This is a genomic window from Buttiauxella gaviniae ATCC 51604 (assembly GCF_001654835.1).
Classification (GTDB): Bacteria; Pseudomonadota; Gammaproteobacteria; order Enterobacterales; family Enterobacteriaceae; genus Buttiauxella; species Buttiauxella gaviniae.
In genome coordinates this window covers 91,333-111,544 of record NZ_LXEP01000025.1, presented here as the reverse complement: position 1 = coordinate 111,544, position 20,212 = coordinate 91,333, and the positions used below count along the sequence as shown (strand labels likewise).

General features: G+C 52.8%; 9 protein-coding genes. 7 read left to right on the top strand and 2 right to left on the bottom strand.

Going from position 1 to position 20,212, the window contains the following annotated elements:
* Positions 1–8 precede the first annotated feature (8 nt).
* The 5 genes from phnL to phnP all read left to right on the top strand — a co-directional run bounded on the left by phnL (position 9) and on the right by phnP (position 3,674).
* Entirely contained in the window at positions 9–710 is a 702-nt protein-coding gene (gene phnL, locus M977_RS12585) for a phosphonate C-P lyase system protein PhnL (RefSeq protein ID WP_064515465.1), read from the top strand.
* The gene (gene phnM / locus M977_RS12580; RefSeq protein ID WP_064515463.1) at positions 700–1,836 is read left to right on the top strand and encodes an alpha-D-ribose 1-methylphosphonate 5-triphosphate diphosphatase; all 1,137 of its coding nucleotides are present in this window, start codon (positions 700–702) and stop codon (positions 1,834–1,836) included. The genes phnL and phnM overlap by 11 nt, the downstream gene beginning before the upstream one ends.
* Positions 1,836–2,375 carry a ribose 1,5-bisphosphokinase gene (phnN, locus tag M977_RS12575; RefSeq protein WP_064515461.1) on the top strand — a complete coding sequence of 180 codons (540 nt, stop codon included), beginning with the start codon at positions 1,836–1,838 and terminating at the stop codon, positions 2,373–2,375. The genes phnM and phnN overlap by 1 nt, the downstream gene beginning before the upstream one ends.
* Positions 2,376–2,470: 95 nt before the next feature.
* A complete protein-coding gene (phnO, locus tag M977_RS12570) occupies positions 2,471–2,938 on the top strand; it encodes an aminoalkylphosphonate N-acetyltransferase (RefSeq protein WP_064515459.1) in 468 nt (155 codons plus the stop codon).
* Positions 2,916–3,674 (top strand): phosphonate metabolism protein PhnP, encoded by a 759-nt coding sequence (gene phnP / locus M977_RS12565; protein ID WP_064515457.1) that lies wholly within the window; start codon positions 2,916–2,918, stop codon positions 3,672–3,674. The genes phnO and phnP overlap by 23 nt, the downstream gene beginning before the upstream one ends.
* A 103-nt stretch (positions 3,675–3,777) precedes the next feature.
* On the opposite strand, the gene M977_RS12560 is transcribed toward phnP, so the two are convergent.
* Both M977_RS12560 and yjdP read right to left on the bottom strand, forming a co-directional pair.
* On the bottom strand, positions 3,778–4,287 hold the full coding sequence (locus M977_RS12560; protein WP_064515455.1) for an REP-associated tyrosine transposase: 510 nt from the start codon (positions 4,285–4,287) through the stop codon (positions 3,778–3,780).
* Between the two features lie 160 nt (positions 4,288–4,447).
* Positions 4,448–4,789: a DDRRRQL repeat protein YjdP gene (gene yjdP / locus M977_RS12555; protein WP_064515453.1), complete on the bottom strand. Its 342-nt coding sequence runs from the start codon at positions 4,787–4,789 to the stop codon at positions 4,448–4,450.
* Between the two features lie 422 nt (positions 4,790–5,211).
* On the opposite strand from yjdP, the gene M977_RS12550 reads away from it, so the two are divergent.
* Both M977_RS12550 and M977_RS12545 read left to right on the top strand, forming a co-directional pair.
* On the top strand, positions 5,212–6,990 hold the full coding sequence (locus tag M977_RS12550; protein WP_064515451.1) for a sodium:solute symporter family protein: 1,779 nt from the start codon (positions 5,212–5,214) through the stop codon (positions 6,988–6,990).
* 479 nt (positions 6,991–7,469) lie between these two features.
* On the top strand, positions 7,470–20,198 hold the full coding sequence (locus tag M977_RS12545) for an Ig-like domain-containing protein (protein WP_064515449.1): 12,729 nt from the start codon (positions 7,470–7,472) through the stop codon (positions 20,196–20,198).
* Positions 20,199–20,212 lie beyond the last annotated feature (14 nt).

Below are 20,212 nucleotides of genomic sequence, written 5' to 3'. Positions count from 1 at the left end.
TGCGCACGATGACCAGATTACGGGTTGAAAACCTGAGCAAAACCTTTGTGTTACACCATCAGCACGGTATCCGTTTGCCGGTACTGGCCAATGCCTCACTGGAAGTGGAATCGGGCGAATGCGTGGTGCTACACGGCCATTCCGGTAGTGGGAAATCGACACTGTTACGTTCGTTGTACGCCAACTATTTGCCCGACGAAGGGCATATCTGGGTCAAACATAACGACGAGTGGCTCGATATTGTGCAGGCTCCGGCCCGTGACGTGCTGGCGGTGCGCCGCCAGACCATCGGCTGGGTAAGCCAGTTTTTGCGCGTTATCCCGCGTATTTCTGCGCTCGAAGTGGTGATGCAGCCGCTGCTCGATTTGGGTGTGTCGCGTGATGTCTGCGAAGACAAGGCGTCAATGTTACTGACACGTCTGAACGTGCCGGAACGCCTGTGGAACCTGGCACCTTCGACTTTTTCCGGTGGCGAGCAACAGCGCGTAAACATCGCCCGCGGCTTTATCGTCGATTATCCGATTTTGCTGCTTGATGAACCGACCGCCTCGCTGGATGCAAAAAACAGTGCGGCAGTGGTGGATTTGATTCTGGAAGCCAAAGCACGCGGTGCCGCTGTGGTTGGGATCTTCCACGATGAAGCGGTACGCAATCAGGTAGCAGACAGGCTGCATTCTATGGCGACAGTCGAGGCAAAAAATGATCATTAATAACGTCAAACTGGTGCTGGAAAATGAAGTGGTGAGTGGTTCACTGGAGGTGGCCGATGGGGTGATTCGTAATTTTGCCGATAGCCAAAGCCAGTTGCCACAAGCGCACGATGGCGCAGGTGGTTGGTTGCTGCCGGGGCTTATCGAGCTGCATACCGACAACCTCGACAAATTCTTTACCCCACGCCCGAAAGTGGACTGGCCCGCGCATTCCGCGATGAGCAGCCACGATGCATTAATGGTAGCAAGCGGCATAACGACCGTGCTGGACGCCGTAGCACTCGGCGATGTGCGTGACGGCGGTGACCGCCTGGAAAATCTCGAAAAAATGATTAACGCGGTGATGGACAGCCAGGCGCGTGGCGTAAACCGTGCCGAGCACCGCCTGCACCTGCGCTGCGAACTGCCACATCACACCACACTGCCACTATTCCAGCAGTTGATCGAACGCAGCGGCGTGTCGCTGGTGTCATTAATGGACCACTCACCAGGCCAGCGCCAGTTCTCCAATCTGGTGAAGTATCGTGAATATTACCAGGGCAAATATTCGCTTAACGATGCGGATATGAACAGCTATGAAGCCGAGCAACTGGCCCTTGCTGAGCGCTGGTCACAGCCCAATCGTCTGGCGATTGCCGCTGAATGCCGCGCGCGCAATATCGCGCTCGCCAGCCATGATGACGCGACTGCGGCGCACGTGGTGGAATCACATGAGTTGGGTAGCGTAATCGCTGAATTCCCGACTACGCTTGAAGCCGCGCAAGCCTCACGCCAGCATGGTTTAAGCGTGCTGATGGGCGCGCCGAATATCGTGCGCGGTGGCTCGCATTCCAGCAATGTGGCGGCGCATGAACTCGCACAAGTCGGCCTGCTCGATATTCTCTCGTCCGACTACTACCCGGCGAGTTTGCTGGATGCTGCGTTCCGCGTCGCCCAGGACGAATCGAACAGTTTCACCCTGCCACAAGCGGTGGCGCTGGTGACACGCAACCCAGCCAAAGCATTGAATCTCAATGACCGGGGCGTGCTCGCAGAAGGCAAGCGTGCCGATATGGTGCTGGCGCATCTTCACGGTGATCATGTCCACGTCGGCCATGTCTGGCGTCAGGGAATACGGGTGTTCTGATGAGCAAAATAGTCTGGTTGATGGGGCCGTCAGGCTCCGGGAAAGACAGCCTGCTGACGGCACTGCGCCAGCAGGAGAATAATCAACTACTGGTGGCGCACCGCTACATTACCCGCGCCGCCGACGCCGGGTGTGAAAACCATATCGCTTTGAGTGAAAAGGAGTTCGTTCAGCGCCAGCAACAGGGGCTATTCGCCCTGTGCTGGCAGGCGCATCACCAAAGTTATGGCGTGGGCATCGAGCTGGATATCTGGCTTGATTCCGGGTTCGACGTGGTGGTGAACGGCTCGCGCCAGCATCTGGCGCAGGCTCGTGCGCGTTACGCCGAAGCGCTGGTGCCAATTTGTCTGCATGTTTCGAGCGATGTTTTGCGTAAGCGCCTTGAGGCGCGCGGGCGTGAAACCGCGCAGCAAATCGAACAACGCCTGCAACGTGCGGCATTCTATGCGCCAGATTTGGACGATTGCATGATACTCAATAACGACGGTAGTCTTGATGAGTCTGTCTCGTCGTTTATACGTCTTACGCTTAAGCGCTAATGTCGGATGTCGCTACGCTAATCCGACCTACGAAACGCCGTTGTAGGGTGGATTAGCGTAGCGACATCCACCAAAAATTCACAAGGAACCGCGTAATGTCTGGAACCGTTGCACTGCGCCCCGCCACACTTGCTGACAGCAATACCGTTTATGGTTTGATTTGCGAATTGAAACAGGCGGAATTTGACCGCCAGGCCTTTAACGTTGGATTTGCGGCAAACCTCGCAGAACGTAATTTGCATTACCATTTGGCTCTGCTGGATGGCGAAGTGATAGGCATGATTGGTTTGCATATGCAGTTTCATCTGCACCATGTGAACTGGGTAGGTGAAATTCAGGAACTGGTGGTGATGCCGCAAGCGCGTGGTTTTGGTGTGGGCAGCAAGTTGCTGAGCTGGGCCGAAGAATATGCCCGGCTCGCTGGCGCTGAGCTGACCGAGCTTTCCACCAGCACCAAACGATATGACGCCCACCGTTTTTATGAGCGAGAGGGTTATCAAAAGACTCATTTCCGGTTTACTAAGCCGATGGAGAGTTTGAGTGACTCTGACGTTAACCCTTAGCGGAACCGGCGGCGCACAGCTAGTGCCCGCCTTTGGCTGTTTCTGTGCCGCCTGCGAGCGAGCTCGCAATAATCCGCAACACCGCCGTAAACCCTGTAGCGCCGTGGTGAAGTTCAACGATGCAGTGACGCTGCTGGATGCGGGTATTCCCGATTTAATGGACCTCTGGCAGCCCGGGGAATTTAAGCAGTTTTTGCTCACCCATTACCATATGGACCACGTGCAGGGTTTATTCCCACTGCGCTGGGGTGTGGGCGATAAAATCCCCGTTTACGGTCCGGCCGATGAGCAGGGCTGCGACGATCTGTTTAAACACCCCGGTATTCTCGATTTCAGTCACACGCTTGAACCCTTCGTCTGGTTTACCTTGCAGGCGCTGCGCGTAACTCCCTTACCGCTCAACCATTCAAAATTGACGCTGGGCTATTTTTTTGAAACCCCGCACAGTCGTGTGGCGTGGCTCAGCGACACCGCCGGGTTGCCTGAGAAAACGCTGAAGTATCTGGCAAATAATAAACCTGATGTCATCGTGATTGATTGCAGCCATGAACCGCGTCCCGAAACACCAAAAAACCATTGCGATTTGAATACCGTTATCGAGCTTAATAAACAGATTGGCTGCCCGCGCGTTGTTCTCACACATATCAGCCACCAGTTTGATTGTTGGCTGTTGGAGAATGAACTCCCCAAAGGGTTTGAGGCCGGGTTTGACGGGATGGTTATTCGGGTGGAATAGCGTTTAGTTCCGCGTGTTTAATGCCGGATGTCGCTGCGCTAATCCGACCTACAAACCACGCTCTTTCGTAGGGGGGATTAGCGCAGCGACATCCACCACTGTATCAATCGCGAAAAAACCTTCGTTCACCAACATTTAAATCTCCCACCACGCCTGCCCAATCCACCGGATAAAGTCCTTTTCTTACATCGCGGTGAAAAGAAGAATATGGCCATTCGCAAACCTTATTCACCCGCCCGTGTTTAACCGGGTTGATGTAAACGTAATCGACATGCGTTGTGTAATCGCGCTCGTCCCTGATGCAATGCTCCCAAAAACGTTTTTGCCAGACGGTGCCTCGCCGCACAGCCAGAGATGAAGTGAATGTCTTTTTAATCTCCTGCCAGCGCTGTGGGAAATCGCTTTCATTAGGAGGAAGTGTCCAGATGCAATGCATATGATCGGGTAAAACCACCCAGGCATTTATCTCGAATGGATGACGTTGTTTCACTTTTAGAATGGATTGTCTTAACTCAGCAATATACCTGGTGAGCAAGTCAGCCTGCCGGTTTTGCAGATTTACGGTGAAGAACCATGTTCCACCAGAAACACGCATACGACGGTAACTCGACATTGAAGCATCCTTGTTTCATATCGGATGTCGCTGCGCTAATCCGACATGTGGTGGGATTAGCATTGCGACATCCACCAATAATTATCACAACCTAACACAACAAAATCGAAATACTTCCGGTTAACAGTCATTCCAGAACCCGGCTCGCAGAATGCAAAACTTACCGAAAATCATCATCCAAACGGCGTTCGTCTTCTTCGAGCTGGCGGCGTTGTTGATCCAACTGGCGTTGCTGGTCGTCAAGCTGGCGTCGACGGTCTTCGAGCTGACGGTGCCGGTCTTCATACTGGCGGCGATCGTCATCATCTCGACGCTGGCTTTCGTCCCAACGGCGGTCGTCGTTGTCGTCATTACGGCTGTCACTCGGTTTGTAGGCGTCGTTAATCGCCTGCGAAATAGACCCCACAATGGAGTTATCAAACAGGCCATCCAACGCATCGGCGTGGGCAAGAGTTGTCATGGTCAGGGTGCTGAGTAGCACTAAGGTGGAATATCGATTCATAAGCCCATCTCATGAAAATAGAGTTTATGGACGATAAAAAAAATGCCAGAACCCTGACAGAGGAGAATTCCCAATTTTTACGTTACTTATATTTATAAGTAATTTTTATATTTAACCGATTCCAAAATTTTCATGCCATATTTTGGTGCAGGGGAAATTAGAGAAATAGCCATCACTCACCCTGAGTAACAACTCGAGAATTCCGAAGATTTTATTTTCTCTTAACAAAATTTCAATGAGTTAGCGTAAAAAATAAACAATATAAAAATAATCACTCGGCAAAACCTCATTTTCATAACGACAAAAAATTCAAAAACATGATCGTTATCTGCTATTTAAAATAAATAATGAAACGATATTTCAAGTTATGTGATTCGCGTGTTTTAATCTTTCCAATTCAAACTAACTCATAGGGAACTACAATGTCTTACGATTACATTGTAATAGCGGGTTATTTCTTATTAATGGTAGCCATTAGCCTACTGTTCAAAAAAATGGCCAATAACAGTACCAGCGACTACTTCCGCGGAGGCGGCAAGATGTTGTGGTGGATGGTTGGGGCAACCGCGTTTATGACGCAGTTCTCTGCCTGGACCTTCACCGGGGCAGCTGGTAAAGCCTTTACCGATGGCTTCGCAGTTCTTGCAGTATTTATCGGCAACATGTTTGCTTATCTTCTGGCGTGGGCTTACTTCGCTCGTCGCTTCCGTCAAATGCGTGTTGATACGCCAACTGAAGCGGTACGTCGCCGTTTTGGCCCGGTCAACGAGCAGTTCTTTACCTGGGTGATTATCCCGCTGAGCGTGATTAACGCTGGTGTATGGCTAAATGGCCTTGGCGTGTTCGCCTCTGCTGTATTTAACGCTGACATCATCACTACTATCTGGATTACCGGCCTTGCGGTTCTGGCCATTTCAATGCTGAGCGGCGCATGGGGCGTGGTGGCATCTGACTTTATTCAGACGCTGGTTATTGCAGTTATCTCCGTAGCTTGTGCGGTGGTTGCCCTATGGGCAGTCGGCGGCCCGGCAAATATCGTGACTGAGTTCCCGTCTGGCTTCTTTACTGGCCCGGACATGAACTACCCGTTACTGATGGTTGGCACCTTCCTGTTCTTCGTTGTGAAGCAGTTGCAAAGTATCAACAACATGCAGGAATCCTACCGTTTCCTGAATGCTAAAGACTCCAAAAACGCCAGCAAAGCCGCTCTGATGGCGCTGCTGATGATGCTGGTTGGCGCGGTGATTTGGTTCATCCCACCATGGGCAACGGCGATTTTGTACCCGAATGCCGGTGCACAATATCCAGAGCTGGGCGCTAAAGCGCGTGATGCGGTTTACCTGGTGTTCGCTCGTGAAGCCATGCCATTGGGTACTGTAGGGCTGCTGATGGCAGGCCTGTTTGCTGCAACCATGTCTTCAATGGACTCCGCGCTAAACCGTAACTCCGGTATCTTCGTACGTAGCTTCTACGCAACGATTGTGCGTAAAGGTAAAGCGAACGATAAAGAGCAACTGCGTGCGGGACAAATCGCCTGCCTGGTTAACGGCTTGCTGGTTATCTTTATGGCGCAGTTCTTTAACTCGCTCAAGCACCTCAGCCTGTTCGACCTAATGATGCAAGTAGCAACACTGCTGCAATCACCGATTCTGGTTCCATTGTTCTTCGGTATGCTGATTCGCAGAACGCCTTCCTGGGCACCATGGGCGACTGTAATCTTCGGTCTGGGCGTCTCCTGGATGGTGGTTGATGTGTTCACGCCACAGTATGTAATGTCCTGGTTCGGTGTTGAGAAACTGACTGGCCGTGAAGTTAGTGAACTGAAAACCATCATTCCAATCGTTGCACATCTGGTGCTGACCGGTGGCTTCTTCTGCCTCAGCGCGCTGTTCTATAAGCCGCAAGCAGATACAAACGTCGAAGCGACTAATGCGTTCTTTAAAGATGTTGAAACCGAGTGTGTTGAAGACGACGCGCAGGACATCGTTGACCGCATGCAGCGTAACAAGCTGGGCGACCTGACTATCTACATGGCAATTGGTCTGTCGGCGATGATGCTTATTCCAAACCCAATGTGGGGCCGCCTGTTGTTCCTGGCCTGTGCCGCGGCGGTGTTTGCTGTCGGGTATGCATTAAAACGCAGTGCGAAGATCGACAAAGCAGCGGTGGTGTTCAAGCCCGCAACACAAACTAATCAATAACACTATTCACTAAACTCAAAAGCCACCGAATCTTCGGTGGCTTTTTTTATTTCCCGAACAACGCGAATTGTTAACATTGTTTCGTAACCAACTATTTCTTTTATAATAGTTCACATAAGCAACGCGCAAGAATTGCTTATTATTTAACCCAAAACAATTTCATCAATTAAACCAGGCGGCTAAAAAAAACCGAATCCGGCCATTGATTAAGAAGCATCTTAGCCATGAAAATTAAAAGAAAATAATAACCGAACGGTTATTTATTACCTTCTACTGCAATAATTTAGCAATTTCTGCTGCTATTATCTTTTCACCACCTCAGCACCCCCTTCTACACAAACCCTGTAAAACACACCAGGAATAATCTCAGATACATTCGTAAATATTATGTAATAAGGCGATCTAATACATTCATACTATGTAAATCAGATGTATCATTACCGTTAATGCTACCGAAGCCGCTAACAGAGTGATGCGCTATGTCCAGACAAAGAAACGACAATCCTACCCGTCCACGCCATCATCGTTTCGCCCTGGAGCCACGGCAGCTATTCGATGGCGCAGCCGTCACTGAGGCTGCTCATCATGCGGATAACCCGCTTGATACCCAGCACCACGATAATGCGCCAGACGCCTCCAAAGCGGTTTTTGTCCCATCGGCACCGGTGCCTGCGCCAGCATCAATAACGGCACCAGCTCCCGCAGATGCGACTGCGCCACATGAAGTTTATGTCGTCGATAGTCACGTCCAGAATTGGCAATCGCTGGTCAGCCAGTTGCCAGAAGGCAGCCGCGTGCTGGTGCTGGACTCTCAGCACTCCGGGCTCGAGCAGATTAATGAAGCGCTAAAGAACGATAAAAATATCACTGCGATTCATATCATCAGCCATGGCGCCAGCGATGAGATAACGCTCGGTAGCGACAAACTTAATGACAAAACGATTGCTCAATATCAGCAGCAATTAGAAACCCTTGGCGAAAAGCTCACCACAGACGGCGATATATTGCTGTATGGCTGCAACGTCACGTCAAAAGACACCATCCTGATTACCCGGATGGCGGACTATACCCATGCGGATATTGCGGCTTCAAATGACGAAACGGGCAGTGCGGCAAAAGCCGCCGACTGGACGCTCGAATCACACACTGGCGTTATCGAAACTCGCTCGCTGGAGTTGGCTTACGATGGCGTATTGCAGGCTCCGGAACTCACAACCAGCACACCGGACATGGTGGTTTCTGAGCCAAGCTCACTGCACCCAGGTGCCGAAACCGGCAGTTTTAGCGGCATAACGATTAATGCCAGTGATGCAAATGTCGCGATCAGCGTGACATTGACCAACGGTGCCGTAGGTGATTTGGTTAATGGTGCTAAATCAGGGAAGACACTCGAGTTCATCGGCTCAGTTGCAGATGCACAAGCTTGGTTAAACTCACTTAAATTCACCGCAAGTGATACTGAGCTTGGCAACCAGTCAGCCTCAACGGATGTGCAGTTTTATATCTTAAGTTTTTCAGGCAACGATAGTCTGGTCACGCATGTCACCATCACTCCATCTAACGACCCGGTAACTGTGCCAAACAAAACCTTAATCGTGCAGGAAAGGAACGGTTCGGGCACTGTGATTAGCGATCAGATACTGACCGCTGTCGACCCTGACGTCGCGGCCGGTGCGCAAAGTGCCTCACAAATTGTCTACAGCCTGACGGCGATGCCGCAATACGGTTACCTCACGTTAAACGGTAATCGTCTGGGTGTTGGCTCGGTATACACTCAGCAAGATGTGCAAAATGGTGCACTGAAATATGTCCACACCGCGACGGGTGCGACGCAAAACACCGATGATAGTTTTTCTGCCAATGTGAACGACGGTGCCACGCCAATCAACCTTTCCGATTCCGTCACGGTCACGCTTCAGATTGCGCCAGAAAACCAGCTGCCAACCATATCGGGTGGCGGTATTGTCTTTGAAGGCCAGCCCGCAAACGCGGCTAATACCGGGAGTGTCGGGCAATACATTGTGGCCGACAGCGGTGGTGACACACAGGACACCAATCTCACTCTCACCCTGACCATTACTTCGCTACCAACCCACGGCACACTCTATTTTAATGGTTTGCCAGTCGTTAAAGATCAGCAAATTAGCTATGCCGACCGTAATAAATTGACCTATGAAAACGACGGTGCAGAAGGCAATACACAGGACAATTTTGGCGTGCGCGTTACTGACCAGGGCGGCGGTACAGGCGTTCCTGCCAGCAGCGATGCTGTGATTACACTGACGATTCAACCCGTTGATGATGACCCGTACCTCAATCCAGATTCGACATTGCATGCGCAAGTCACAACAGGCCCAAATAACGTCGTGCTGCAACCAGAAATGTTGGCAGCACTCGACAGCGACTCGTCAGCCGACCGCGTGAGTTTTATCGTTGATACCCAAGGGTTAACACACGGTTATCTGACCCTGAACGGTCTACTGATGAAAAGTGGTGATACCTTTACGATGGAAGATGTCGCCGAAGGTCGGGTTGTTTACACCCAGTACCTGGCTTCCAACGTCGGTGGAGTAGACGTATTTAATTTTCGCGTCATCGACCACTCCACTGCATTGCGCTGGAACGCGGATGGCACAACGTTCACACGCCAGGGCGGGATATGGGATGGTGAGACAGCTAACGACCAGCTTACCCACATGCAATTCACCATCGATCTGGCTACCACTGATAACCCGAACAACCCTGATCCAGGCGGCCTGCCGGTGTTAAATGTCCCGGCAACCACTACAAACTCGGGGTATATCGGCACAGACGTGCAAAACCCAGGCAATGCACCGCATGGCGTACTCAACGAGGGCGGGACATTAACACTTTCCGGTACCGGGAAAATCACCGACAACACGCCTGGCCTGAGTTACGTCGTGCAGGGTGCGACGCCTGAGCAAATCGTTTATACCTTCCTCGGCAGCGCCTCCGGGCAAACCGGCCTGACTATCCTGAAAAGTGATGGTCAGGGCGGTTATCAGGTTATCAACGCGTTCGGTACGTTTACGCAGGCTGATTTGAACCAGGGGTTAATCAGCGTTCGTCACGACGGCGGTGAAAACTTCATGTTTGACGGCAGATTCTCGGTTTCTGCAGGCCAGGTGATGCTGGATGAACGTGGCAACCCGGTTGCGGTGACCTGGAACCCGACAATGGTCGTTTTCGTCACCCCGATTAACGATGCGCCTGTAATTGCCGGTTCTTCAAATACGGTTTTAGCTGAAGGTGAAACGGTCGTTATCACCAACTCGCAGTTGCAGTTGAGCGACCAGGATGATGCTAACAGTGGCTCGTCGTGGGAAGGATCGGCTTTACGGCCCGATGGAAGCAATAACTACGCTTACAACAACGATGCCATCGGAAAGGACGCGCTGAAATTTGGCTTCCTGACGCTGCCTGCTGGCGGTGTACTGCAATATTATAATGGCAGTGCTTGGGTCACCATCACCAATGCAGATATCGGTACATTGCAGCTTGATGCCAGCATTTTAAAGGAAGATAGCACCAGCGGTCTGCGTTTTGTCAGCAACGGTTCTGAAGTCCGTAGCACCAGCTTTACGACCTATGCGGTAGACCGCTGGGGTTTGCAGTCGGCCAACAATGCCACCGTGGGCATTACCATCACCAACGTGAATGATGGCCCGAAAATCCCGCAGACGCCGGACAGCCCGGATATTGTCGTTCCGCCAGATTCGCCAAACCTTGTGGGTGGTGTTGAAGCCCGGCCTCCGGCTAACAACCCGGCGACCGTGGTCGAAGGCGGCTATGAGCAAATTAATAGCTCACAGCTTCAGGCTTACGACCCGGACAGCACTCCCGAGCAGGTGCAATTTACCGTTACCACCACGCCGACGCATGGCCGCCTCGCGTACTCAACCGATGGTGTTAACTTTAGCGTCCTTGGTGACGGTTCGACCTTCACGCAGGCTGACATTAATAACGGTCGTATCTATTACCTGAATAACGGTGATGAAGTCACCGGCAACGGCCTGAACACCGACGGCTTTAATTTCACGCTGTCTGATGGTGACAAGGAACAAGCCAACAACCACTTTGCCATTAACGTCACGCCAACCAACGACAAACCCACCGTCACAGCGCCTTCCGGCCCGATTGATATCGGGATTTCTCAGTCGGTGACAGGGTTTAAGGTCGCCGACTCGGATATTACGGGCACGAACAGTTCGGTAAACATCCTCCAGACCACCGTACGCCTGCTGCACAGTGATGGCAGTGCCTTTAGCCAGGCTGAATATAACAACATCGTCATTTTTGCCAATGACGCAAGCGGCGCAACGATTGTGGGCGGTTCAGGCGGTTATCTGGTGCTGACCGGCACCGTGGCGCAGATTAACAGCGCACTAACCGGTTTAGGCGTGCGTTTTCTCAGCGATCGTAACGAAGTTTACCAGGTTCAAGTTATTACTGACGACCGCCTACGGACTGCAGATGGCCAGTTAACCGGTGAAGCGAACGGCGGCCCGGTTAACCAACCAGCTAACCCGGCGTTTGGTACATCGCCTGGCCTGGTCGATACCCAAAATTATGACTGGTATCAGAATGCTGTCCCGGTGGCGAACGGCAATATCACGGCCAACCAGGTCGTGATTAACGCCTCGTCAATTAACGACCCTGGGCATCTGGTCGTTAATAATCCCAATAAATCGACCTTTGAAGATCAGCCGACGTTTATCGGCGGTGATTTTGTTATTACCGACGTGGAATCAACAGCCTTTGGTAAGCCAGTCACCGTGACGTTAACCGTCGCGCAAGGGCAACTGGGGATTGGTGGCTTAACCAATGACAGCAGCACCGTGATAAACGGCGTCTCGATTCAGGGCGATAACTCGGGAACGCTGGTTCTTACCGGCACCGCCGACGCGATTCAGAAATTGATTAATGACCCGGCAAACGGGCTGACCTACCAAAGTGCCGTCAATGCTAACCATGACCAAAATGGTACAGCAGCAGGCGATGTTACGCTCAAAGTACATCTGGATACGTCGGCGGCTACCGTCGGTGATACTTCCGGCTTCCCACCTGCTGATGTACAAGTTGCGTTAACCATTATCCCGGTAAACGATCCACCGACTGTAACTGCACCTTCCGATATGTTGTTGCTCGACAACAATGCGCCGGGAGGCAACAACGTTGGCGGTTTTGTGATTGGCGATCCTGACATTTCAGATGCAGGCGGTGTCGCAACTGGTGAACAAGACATTGTGCAGGTTACGGTGCGCATCACAGATGAAAACGGTAACCCGCTATCAGTGTCGCAATATCGCGATCAGCAAAACTCGACGATCAATATTTCTTCGTTAAACACCACTTCCGGTGTGATTGTCCAAACCGGCAGCCCGGATGGTGTTAATCCGCCATCAAATGGACAAAATGCTCCGTTGGTGATCACCGGTACAGTCGCTCAAATCAATGCCTACCTCGCGCAATTGCAAGTCAGCATGCGTGGCTTAATCCTTGATGATGCCGACCAGTATTTCCGCGTCGAAGTGATTGTTGACGACCGCTTACGCGATACCAGCGGCAACCTGACTGGTGGTGCCAACGGTGGTGATAACGTTGCCGCCAATGGCGTGGGCACCACACCACCACTCAACACGGTGATCAGCCCTTACGCGGCGATCCCTGCCGGGCTTGAGCAAAACGTCGCATCAACTTACCGCACCGTGTTCCAGAGCAGTATTAACGACCCGGCGCAGATTGTCTTGGGCGGTAACCCAGCACTCAGCACTAATGAAAACAGCGCCACCGTAACGCTGCCACCCATCACTATCAGTGATACGGATGCCGGTAGTCAGACCATGACGGTCACCGTCAAATTGCCAAATGGCTTTGTCTTTGTTGCGCCAACCGGCAGCGGTGGCTCATTTACCGGCACAGGTACCGACACACTCACTTTTACCGGCTCCTACGCGCAGGTGAATACTTATCTGGCAGGACTGCGAGTTACGCTGCCTGATGCGCCAGGCAGTGCGAACCGTTCTGACTGGAACGGCAGTTTCGGCGTGACTGTAACAGTCAATGATGGCGGAAATTCTGGCTCTCGCCCTGACACGCTCCCCGGCAGCGCTAACAACCCGCAACAAGACCCAGGGCAAGTTTCTTACGAGGATGGAGTGGGCGGCTCTTCATCGGCACTTATCACCACGCGCGCATTTACCTTCACGGTCAATGCGGTGAACGATGCGCCGGTAGTGGTCGGCACGCCAACGGTCACCATCCCGACTCTTGAAGAAGATACGCTAAGCGGTTCAGTGACGGGCAAAACCGTGGGTGAGCTGTTTACCAACTTCTTCAATGACGATCTCGACACCATCAATAACAGCGCAAATGGCGGAACGGGTGGCAGCAGTGCCGATGCATTTTATGGCGTCGCGATTACCGACCACACGACGAATGCCGCGCAGGGTGAATGGCAATATTCACTCGATGGCACCAACTGGCTGGCGGTGGGCGATCGCAGCGACAACAATGCGCTGGTACTCACGGCCAACTCATCGCTGCGTTTTGTCCCGGCTCCGGACTATTTTGGTAATCCTTCAACGCTTGGCGTGCGCCTGGTCGAAACCAACAATAACGGCGATGTTTCAACTACGCCTGCGGTTCCGGCCAATGGTGCGGTGACAAATATCAGCGGCGCTGGTGGGCACGGCGGCACGTCAATTTACAGTGAAGCCCTCGTCACGCTCAGCACGGTGGTCACTAACATTAACGACCGGCCAACGCTAGGCGATAAAACGATTACCATCGCTGAAGATACCAACGGTACGCAAACCATCGGGAACATCTTCCAGTCGGTTTACAGTGATGCCACCGATAACCAGACCGCTATCGCAGGTGGCGGCAACGCCAGCGCCCCTCTGGGTTATATCGCGATTTACGGCGACACCACCGATGCAAGCAAAGGCCACTGGGAATACTTCAATGGCACAACGTGGGCTGCAATCCCGACGGATGTCACTGCAAGCAATGCCTTTGTACTGGCAAGCGACACGCAGATGCGATTTGTTCCGCTGCCTGATTACAACGGGCCTGTGAACGGTGGCTTGCAGTTACGCGCCTCAGATACCACGGACACAGGGCTTGCAGGTATCACTAACGGGCGGGTGAATTTCTTCGACTTTGCCAAAGACAGCGACCCGACTTCGCACTGGTCAAATACCGCCATGCTTTCGGTCACTATCACGGCGGTAGCTGATGCACGTGAAGACAGCTTCTCCACTCACTCCAATGTACCGCTGGTGATTCAGGGCACAGACCTGCTGGCTAACGACACATTCTCCAACGGAGATAAAGCCGTCACGACGGTGACTGCGCCGACCAACGGCACCCTGTCGTATGTTAATGGCGTACTGACCTACACGCCGAACCCTGGTTTTGTGGGTAGCGACAGTTACATCTACACCGTCGTAAGTGGTGGAGTGGAGGAAACCGCGAAGGTGACTATTAACGTCACCAACCTTGCGCCAGTTGTGGGCGACGAAATTAAGAGCATTGATGAAGACACCACAGCCTTGGGCAATGTTTTAACCAACGACAGCGACCCCGATGGCGACGCGCTCACGGTGAAAACCTTCACTATTGATGGAAGAACGTACAATGCGGGCGATACCGCAACACTTGCCAATAACCACGGCACGCTGACCATGAATGCCGATGGGTCTTATACTTACAAGCCTGGCGGCGACTGGCATGGTGATATCGCCGTAAGTTATGTCGTTACCGATGGTAATCAAAATGGTGATACCACCGGGCAGTTGGGTGTGCATGTGGCCTCGGTTGTTGATGCTCGCGATAATATCGAAATCGAGCATACCGGTACGGTTATCACCACTGATGTGATGGCAAACGACACGTTCGTTAACCCGGACAGAACCGTCACCAGCTTTACCCAGCCAGAAAACGGCGTGGTCACTCTGGGGCCGAACAACACCCTGATTTACACCCCGAACCTTGGTTTTATCGGTACAGACAAATACACCTATACCGTGACCAGCGGCGGAATCGAGGAAACCGCAAACGTGTTTATCTTTATGACAAACACGCCGCCAACTGCCAGCAACCAGTTTGCTGTGACGGACGAAGACAAGCCGGTGAGCGGCGATGTTTTACGTTTGCTGAGTGACCCAGACGGTGACCCGATACATGTGGTCGATTTCCAGATTGAAGGTTCGGCTGAGAACCATTCGGCGGGTGACACGGTGACGATTGCCGGGAGTGGGACTTTCGTTCTCAATGCCAACGGCAGCTATACCTTTACGCCTGTTAAAGACTGGAACGGTATCGTCCCGACCATCACGTTTAACGTTTCCGATGGCACTGCCACCCCGCCAACACAAAGCTCGCTGGATATCACCGTGCGCCCAATCGATGATATCGCCAACGATTCTGTCTCCACCCATGCGGGCAAGCCGATAACCATCGATCCGTTTATCAATGACCTCTTTAGCAACCCTGACAAAAAGATTACTGGCGTCACTGCACCTGCGCACGGCACGGTAACCATCAGCACCGACGGCAAAACGGTGCTCTACACACCGAACGCCGGTTATGTCGGTAACGATGTATTTAATTACACCGTGACCAGTGGCGGCATTGAAGAAACCGCCGCGATTACCGTCACCATGAACAATGCCGTGCCGGTGTTACGCAGCACGGCCGACAGCACACTTGAAGACACTCGACTGGATGGCAATCTGCTCACCACGGCAAGAGATGCCGACGTAGGTGACACTATTACGGTTACCGATTTCACTATTGACGGCACGACGTATGCGACGGGCACTCCGGTGGTTCTCGATGGCAAAGGGACGCTGACCATCAACAGTAACGGAACTTACAGCTTTGAACCGGTGGCGGACTGGAATGGCATAGTGCCACTGATTTCCTTCACCATCAGCGATGGCAATAACGGAGGCCAGGCGACCAGTACTCTGGTGATTCAAGTGCGGTCAGTGGTGGATATTGCCCCAGATACCGCGACGACTCATGCGGATAACTTTGTCGCCATTAACGTGCTGGGTAACGACACCTTCAGCAACGATACGCAAATCGTCACCGCTATTCGCGACAACACCACGCTTGGGCAAGTGTTTGTGCTATCTGATAACACGATTCGCTACTCCCCACCGCCAGGATTTGTGGGCAGAGATACATTTACGTATACCGTTACCAGCGGCGGCATTACCGAAACCAGCACCGTAACGGTCATCGTCACCAACACCGCACCAGTCACCACCGATATGAACCTGTCGATGGATGAAGATGGTGCGCAGCTTAGCGGCAGACTGACGGTCACAGACCCGGACTCAGATGTAGTGCGCGTGACCTCCTTCCAGGTTGATGGCGTTAATGGTGTGTTCGCGATTAACCGCTTCGGAACTGGCACCGCCGTGATTCCGGGCGTCGGCACCTTTACGCTCTCTTATGACCGCAGTTACACCTTCACGCCTGTCGCTGACTGGAATGGCAACGTCCCGCAGATAACCTACGTGGTGACTGATGACAACGGCGACACCCAGGTTTCCGGCAAGGTGATTATTGTCGTGAATCCTGTCGTGGATATCGCTAATGACACCATCACGCTTCAGGCGGGAACGTCGTCATCGGACAACCTGCTGACTAACGACAGCTTCGAAAATAGCGACAGAACGATTACCGGCGTCACCCAAGGCACTCACGGTACCGTTAGTATCGGCAGCAACGGAATTGTTACCTACACGCCGCAGCCAGATTACGTCGGTACTGATTCCTACCAATACACCGTCACCAGCGGCGGCAGAACGGAAATCGCCACCGTAAACGTAACGGTAACAAACACCGTGCCAGTGGCGGCACCCGACACACAGACCAATGTGGAAGACACGACGCTTGTCGGGAACGTGTTAAATAACGATACCGACAGTAACGCCACTGACACTCTTAGCGTCACAAGCTTTACCTTGCCGGGTGAAACGGTGCCGCATCTGGCCGGGGAAACTGTCACCATTACGGGTATCGGCGCTCTAACGCTCAATGCTGACGGCAGCTATAAATTTGTACCGGTCGCTGACTGGAACGGGGCAGTACCCGTGGTCACCTACAACATTAGCGACGGTCATATCGGCGGCACCGCCAGCAGCACGCTGACCCTTGTGGTGACCGAAGTTGCGGACATTGTTGACGATTCAAGCTCCACCCATGCCGGGGTGCCAGTGACCATCGACGTTCTGGCAAACGATAATTTCGAAAATGGCGACAGACAAATTACTGCCACCAGCAACGGCGCATTTGGCACCACCACCATCGTTAATGGCAAGGTGGTTTACACCCCTACAACTGGTTATGTAGGCCGCGATAGCTTTACCTATACGGTGACAAGCGGTGGCATAAACGAAACAGCTACCGTAACCGTGGATATGACCAACACGCCACCTGTGGCGAACCCGGACACCAGCACCACACCTGAAGACAGCACCGCCTCCGGCAATGTGCTGGGCAACGACACCGATGCGGATAATGCAGATAAAAATGCCCTCACCGTCACCGGATTTACCGTCAACGGCACACTGTACACACCAGGCACTGCGCTCACTCTCACCGGGATGGGTGTATTGACCATGCAAGCCGATGGCCGCTGGAATTTCGTGCCGGTTGCAGACTGGAACGGCACCTTGCCAGTGGTGATTTACCAAATCAGCGATGGCAATACGGGTGGCGTTTCCAGTGCTGCACTGAGCATCACCATCTCCCCAGTACAGGATGCCTTTAACGATACGGTTTCGGTCCACGGCAACAGTTCAGTCACCACTGATGTATTCGCCAACGACACCTTCACCAACGGCGATAAAATTATCCAGACCGTGACTCAAGGCAGCCACGGTACGGTCACTATCGAAAACGGCAAAATTACCTACAAGCCAAACGTGGGTTATGTCGGAACAGACAGCTACACCTATACGGTGCTGAGCGGCGGGATTCAGGAAACGGCCACGGTCAGTGTCACCGTGGAAAACACCCTGCCGATGACACGGCCTGATATCAACATCACGCCGGAAGATAATGTCATCACCGGTAATGTGCTGTTGAACGATTCCGATCCTGATGGTGATCCACTGACCATCACGCAGTTCAATGTCGATGGGCAGACCGCTCCGGCAGGGTATCCGGTGATCATCGCAGGCGTGGGTGAGTTCACGTTACGTGCCGATGGCAGTTACACGCTGACTCCGGTCGCAGACTGGAACGGCAGAGTGCCGACCATTACCTACACGGTTAACGATGCGCTGATCGGCGGGAATGCCACCAGCACGCTGAATATTATTGTGTCACCAGTAGTCGATGTTAATGCCGATAGCGCCACGACTCACGCAGGCAATTCGGTAACGACCGACGTGCTGGCTAACGACACCTTCAGCAATCCCGATGCCACTATCACCGCTGTTACCAACGGGACAAATGGCACTGCTACGCTGCAAAACGGCCAGATTATCTACACCCCTCGTAGCGGCTTTGTCGGCACGGATACTTACACTTACACCGTGACCAGCGGCGGCGTCACAGAAACCTCCACCGTGACTGTTTTTGTCACCAACGACGTGCCAGTGGTTAACCCGGAAGGGGTTATCACGCCACAAGGCGAGCCTATCTCTGGCAACGTGTTAACCAACGATCGCGACCCGAACGGCGACCCAATCCATCTTTCTGGTTTCCAGGTTGGCGGCAACAGTTACAACGCGGGCGAAACAGCCGTGTTAGCGGGTGTTGGTAGCCTGACAGTTCTCAGAGACGGTAGCTATCGCTTTACCCCACTTGCCAGCTGGCGTGGCTTTGTGCCTCCGGTGACCTATACGGTGAGTGACGGCAACGAAGGCGGCGAAACCAACGGCAAACTGCGTATTCTGGTTGCACCATCGGTGGAAATTTCGGTGCGCGAAGATGGCCTGACGCCGCTTGATCCTGGTGCTCAGGAAGTTAACGGCACGCTAGATATTCTGTCGCTCGACAGGCTGCAAACGTTGACCTTCCAGGGGCGCGTCATCACCGCAGAACAGCTTCTGCGCCTGAACCCTTTGTCACCAATTACTATCGAAACCGTGACGGGCACCATCAAGCTGCTGGCTTACTACAGTAGCGCAGACGGTGTTGCGCGCCTCGATTACAACTTCACCTTGCGTGAAGCGGTGTCGCAACCGGGGCTGGCCAGTACGCACAACGACTACGCAGTCCAGGTGAACGGCACCACCATAGGGCAGCTACGCATTACCGTCTTCAACGACAACCCGACTGCCACCGATGACAGCGCGGAAATCTTGCAGGACCAGAACCAGAAATCGGCCAGCGGTAACCTGTTTAACGATGATCGCATTGGTGCAGATGGTGCGGCGAGCAATGGTCCTGTCACGGGCGTCGTGTCAGAAAACACCGGTAATGCAGGCACCATTAGCGGCTCAAGCGGTGGCCAATACGGCACGCTAACTCTCGATAGCCAAGGCAACTGGCGCTATGAAGTCAACAGCAGCGACCCTCGTGTGGCGGCACTTGAAGCGAACGCAACACTCACTGAGGTATTTGTTTACACCATCACCGACAGCGACGGTGGCGTAAGCGAAGCACGTCTCACGATTTTGATTCATGGCGTCACGGCGATGCCAAACGTCGATGACCGTAATGGCGACCAGATATTTGGCCGTGAGGAAGAAGAAACACTACCCGCCTACAGCCAAAGTTACGAGCCGGGCTTGTTTATTCTGCCGCTCGTCTATGATTTACAAAGTGACGCAGTGGGTCTGCAAACCCGACTAAACAGCCAATTTGCAGCCTATGGCTACGGTATTGAACAAGCAAATGCGCCGGTCATGCAACAAGCTGTGCTGTTCTCCCGCTGGTACAGCGACAGCCGTGAGCAGCGCACTTTACCTGGCTTAGAAAGTAACGCCCTTGGGCAAAATTCGCTTGGGAACTCATTTGGCCCGTTTGGTATTGGACAAGCCGATGAGCGCAGCTCATTTGCTCAAACGTCGGTCACGCAGGAAGCGACGCAGGTTGAACAACCGACTGTTATCGCATCGGGAGCACAACCTTTATCCATGCAGCTTGCTGCCCTGGAAAAACAAACTTTGGCGTCTGGAAAGCACATTACAGTCCCGACAATCACTCGCCGGTAAAGGCTAAAGCAACT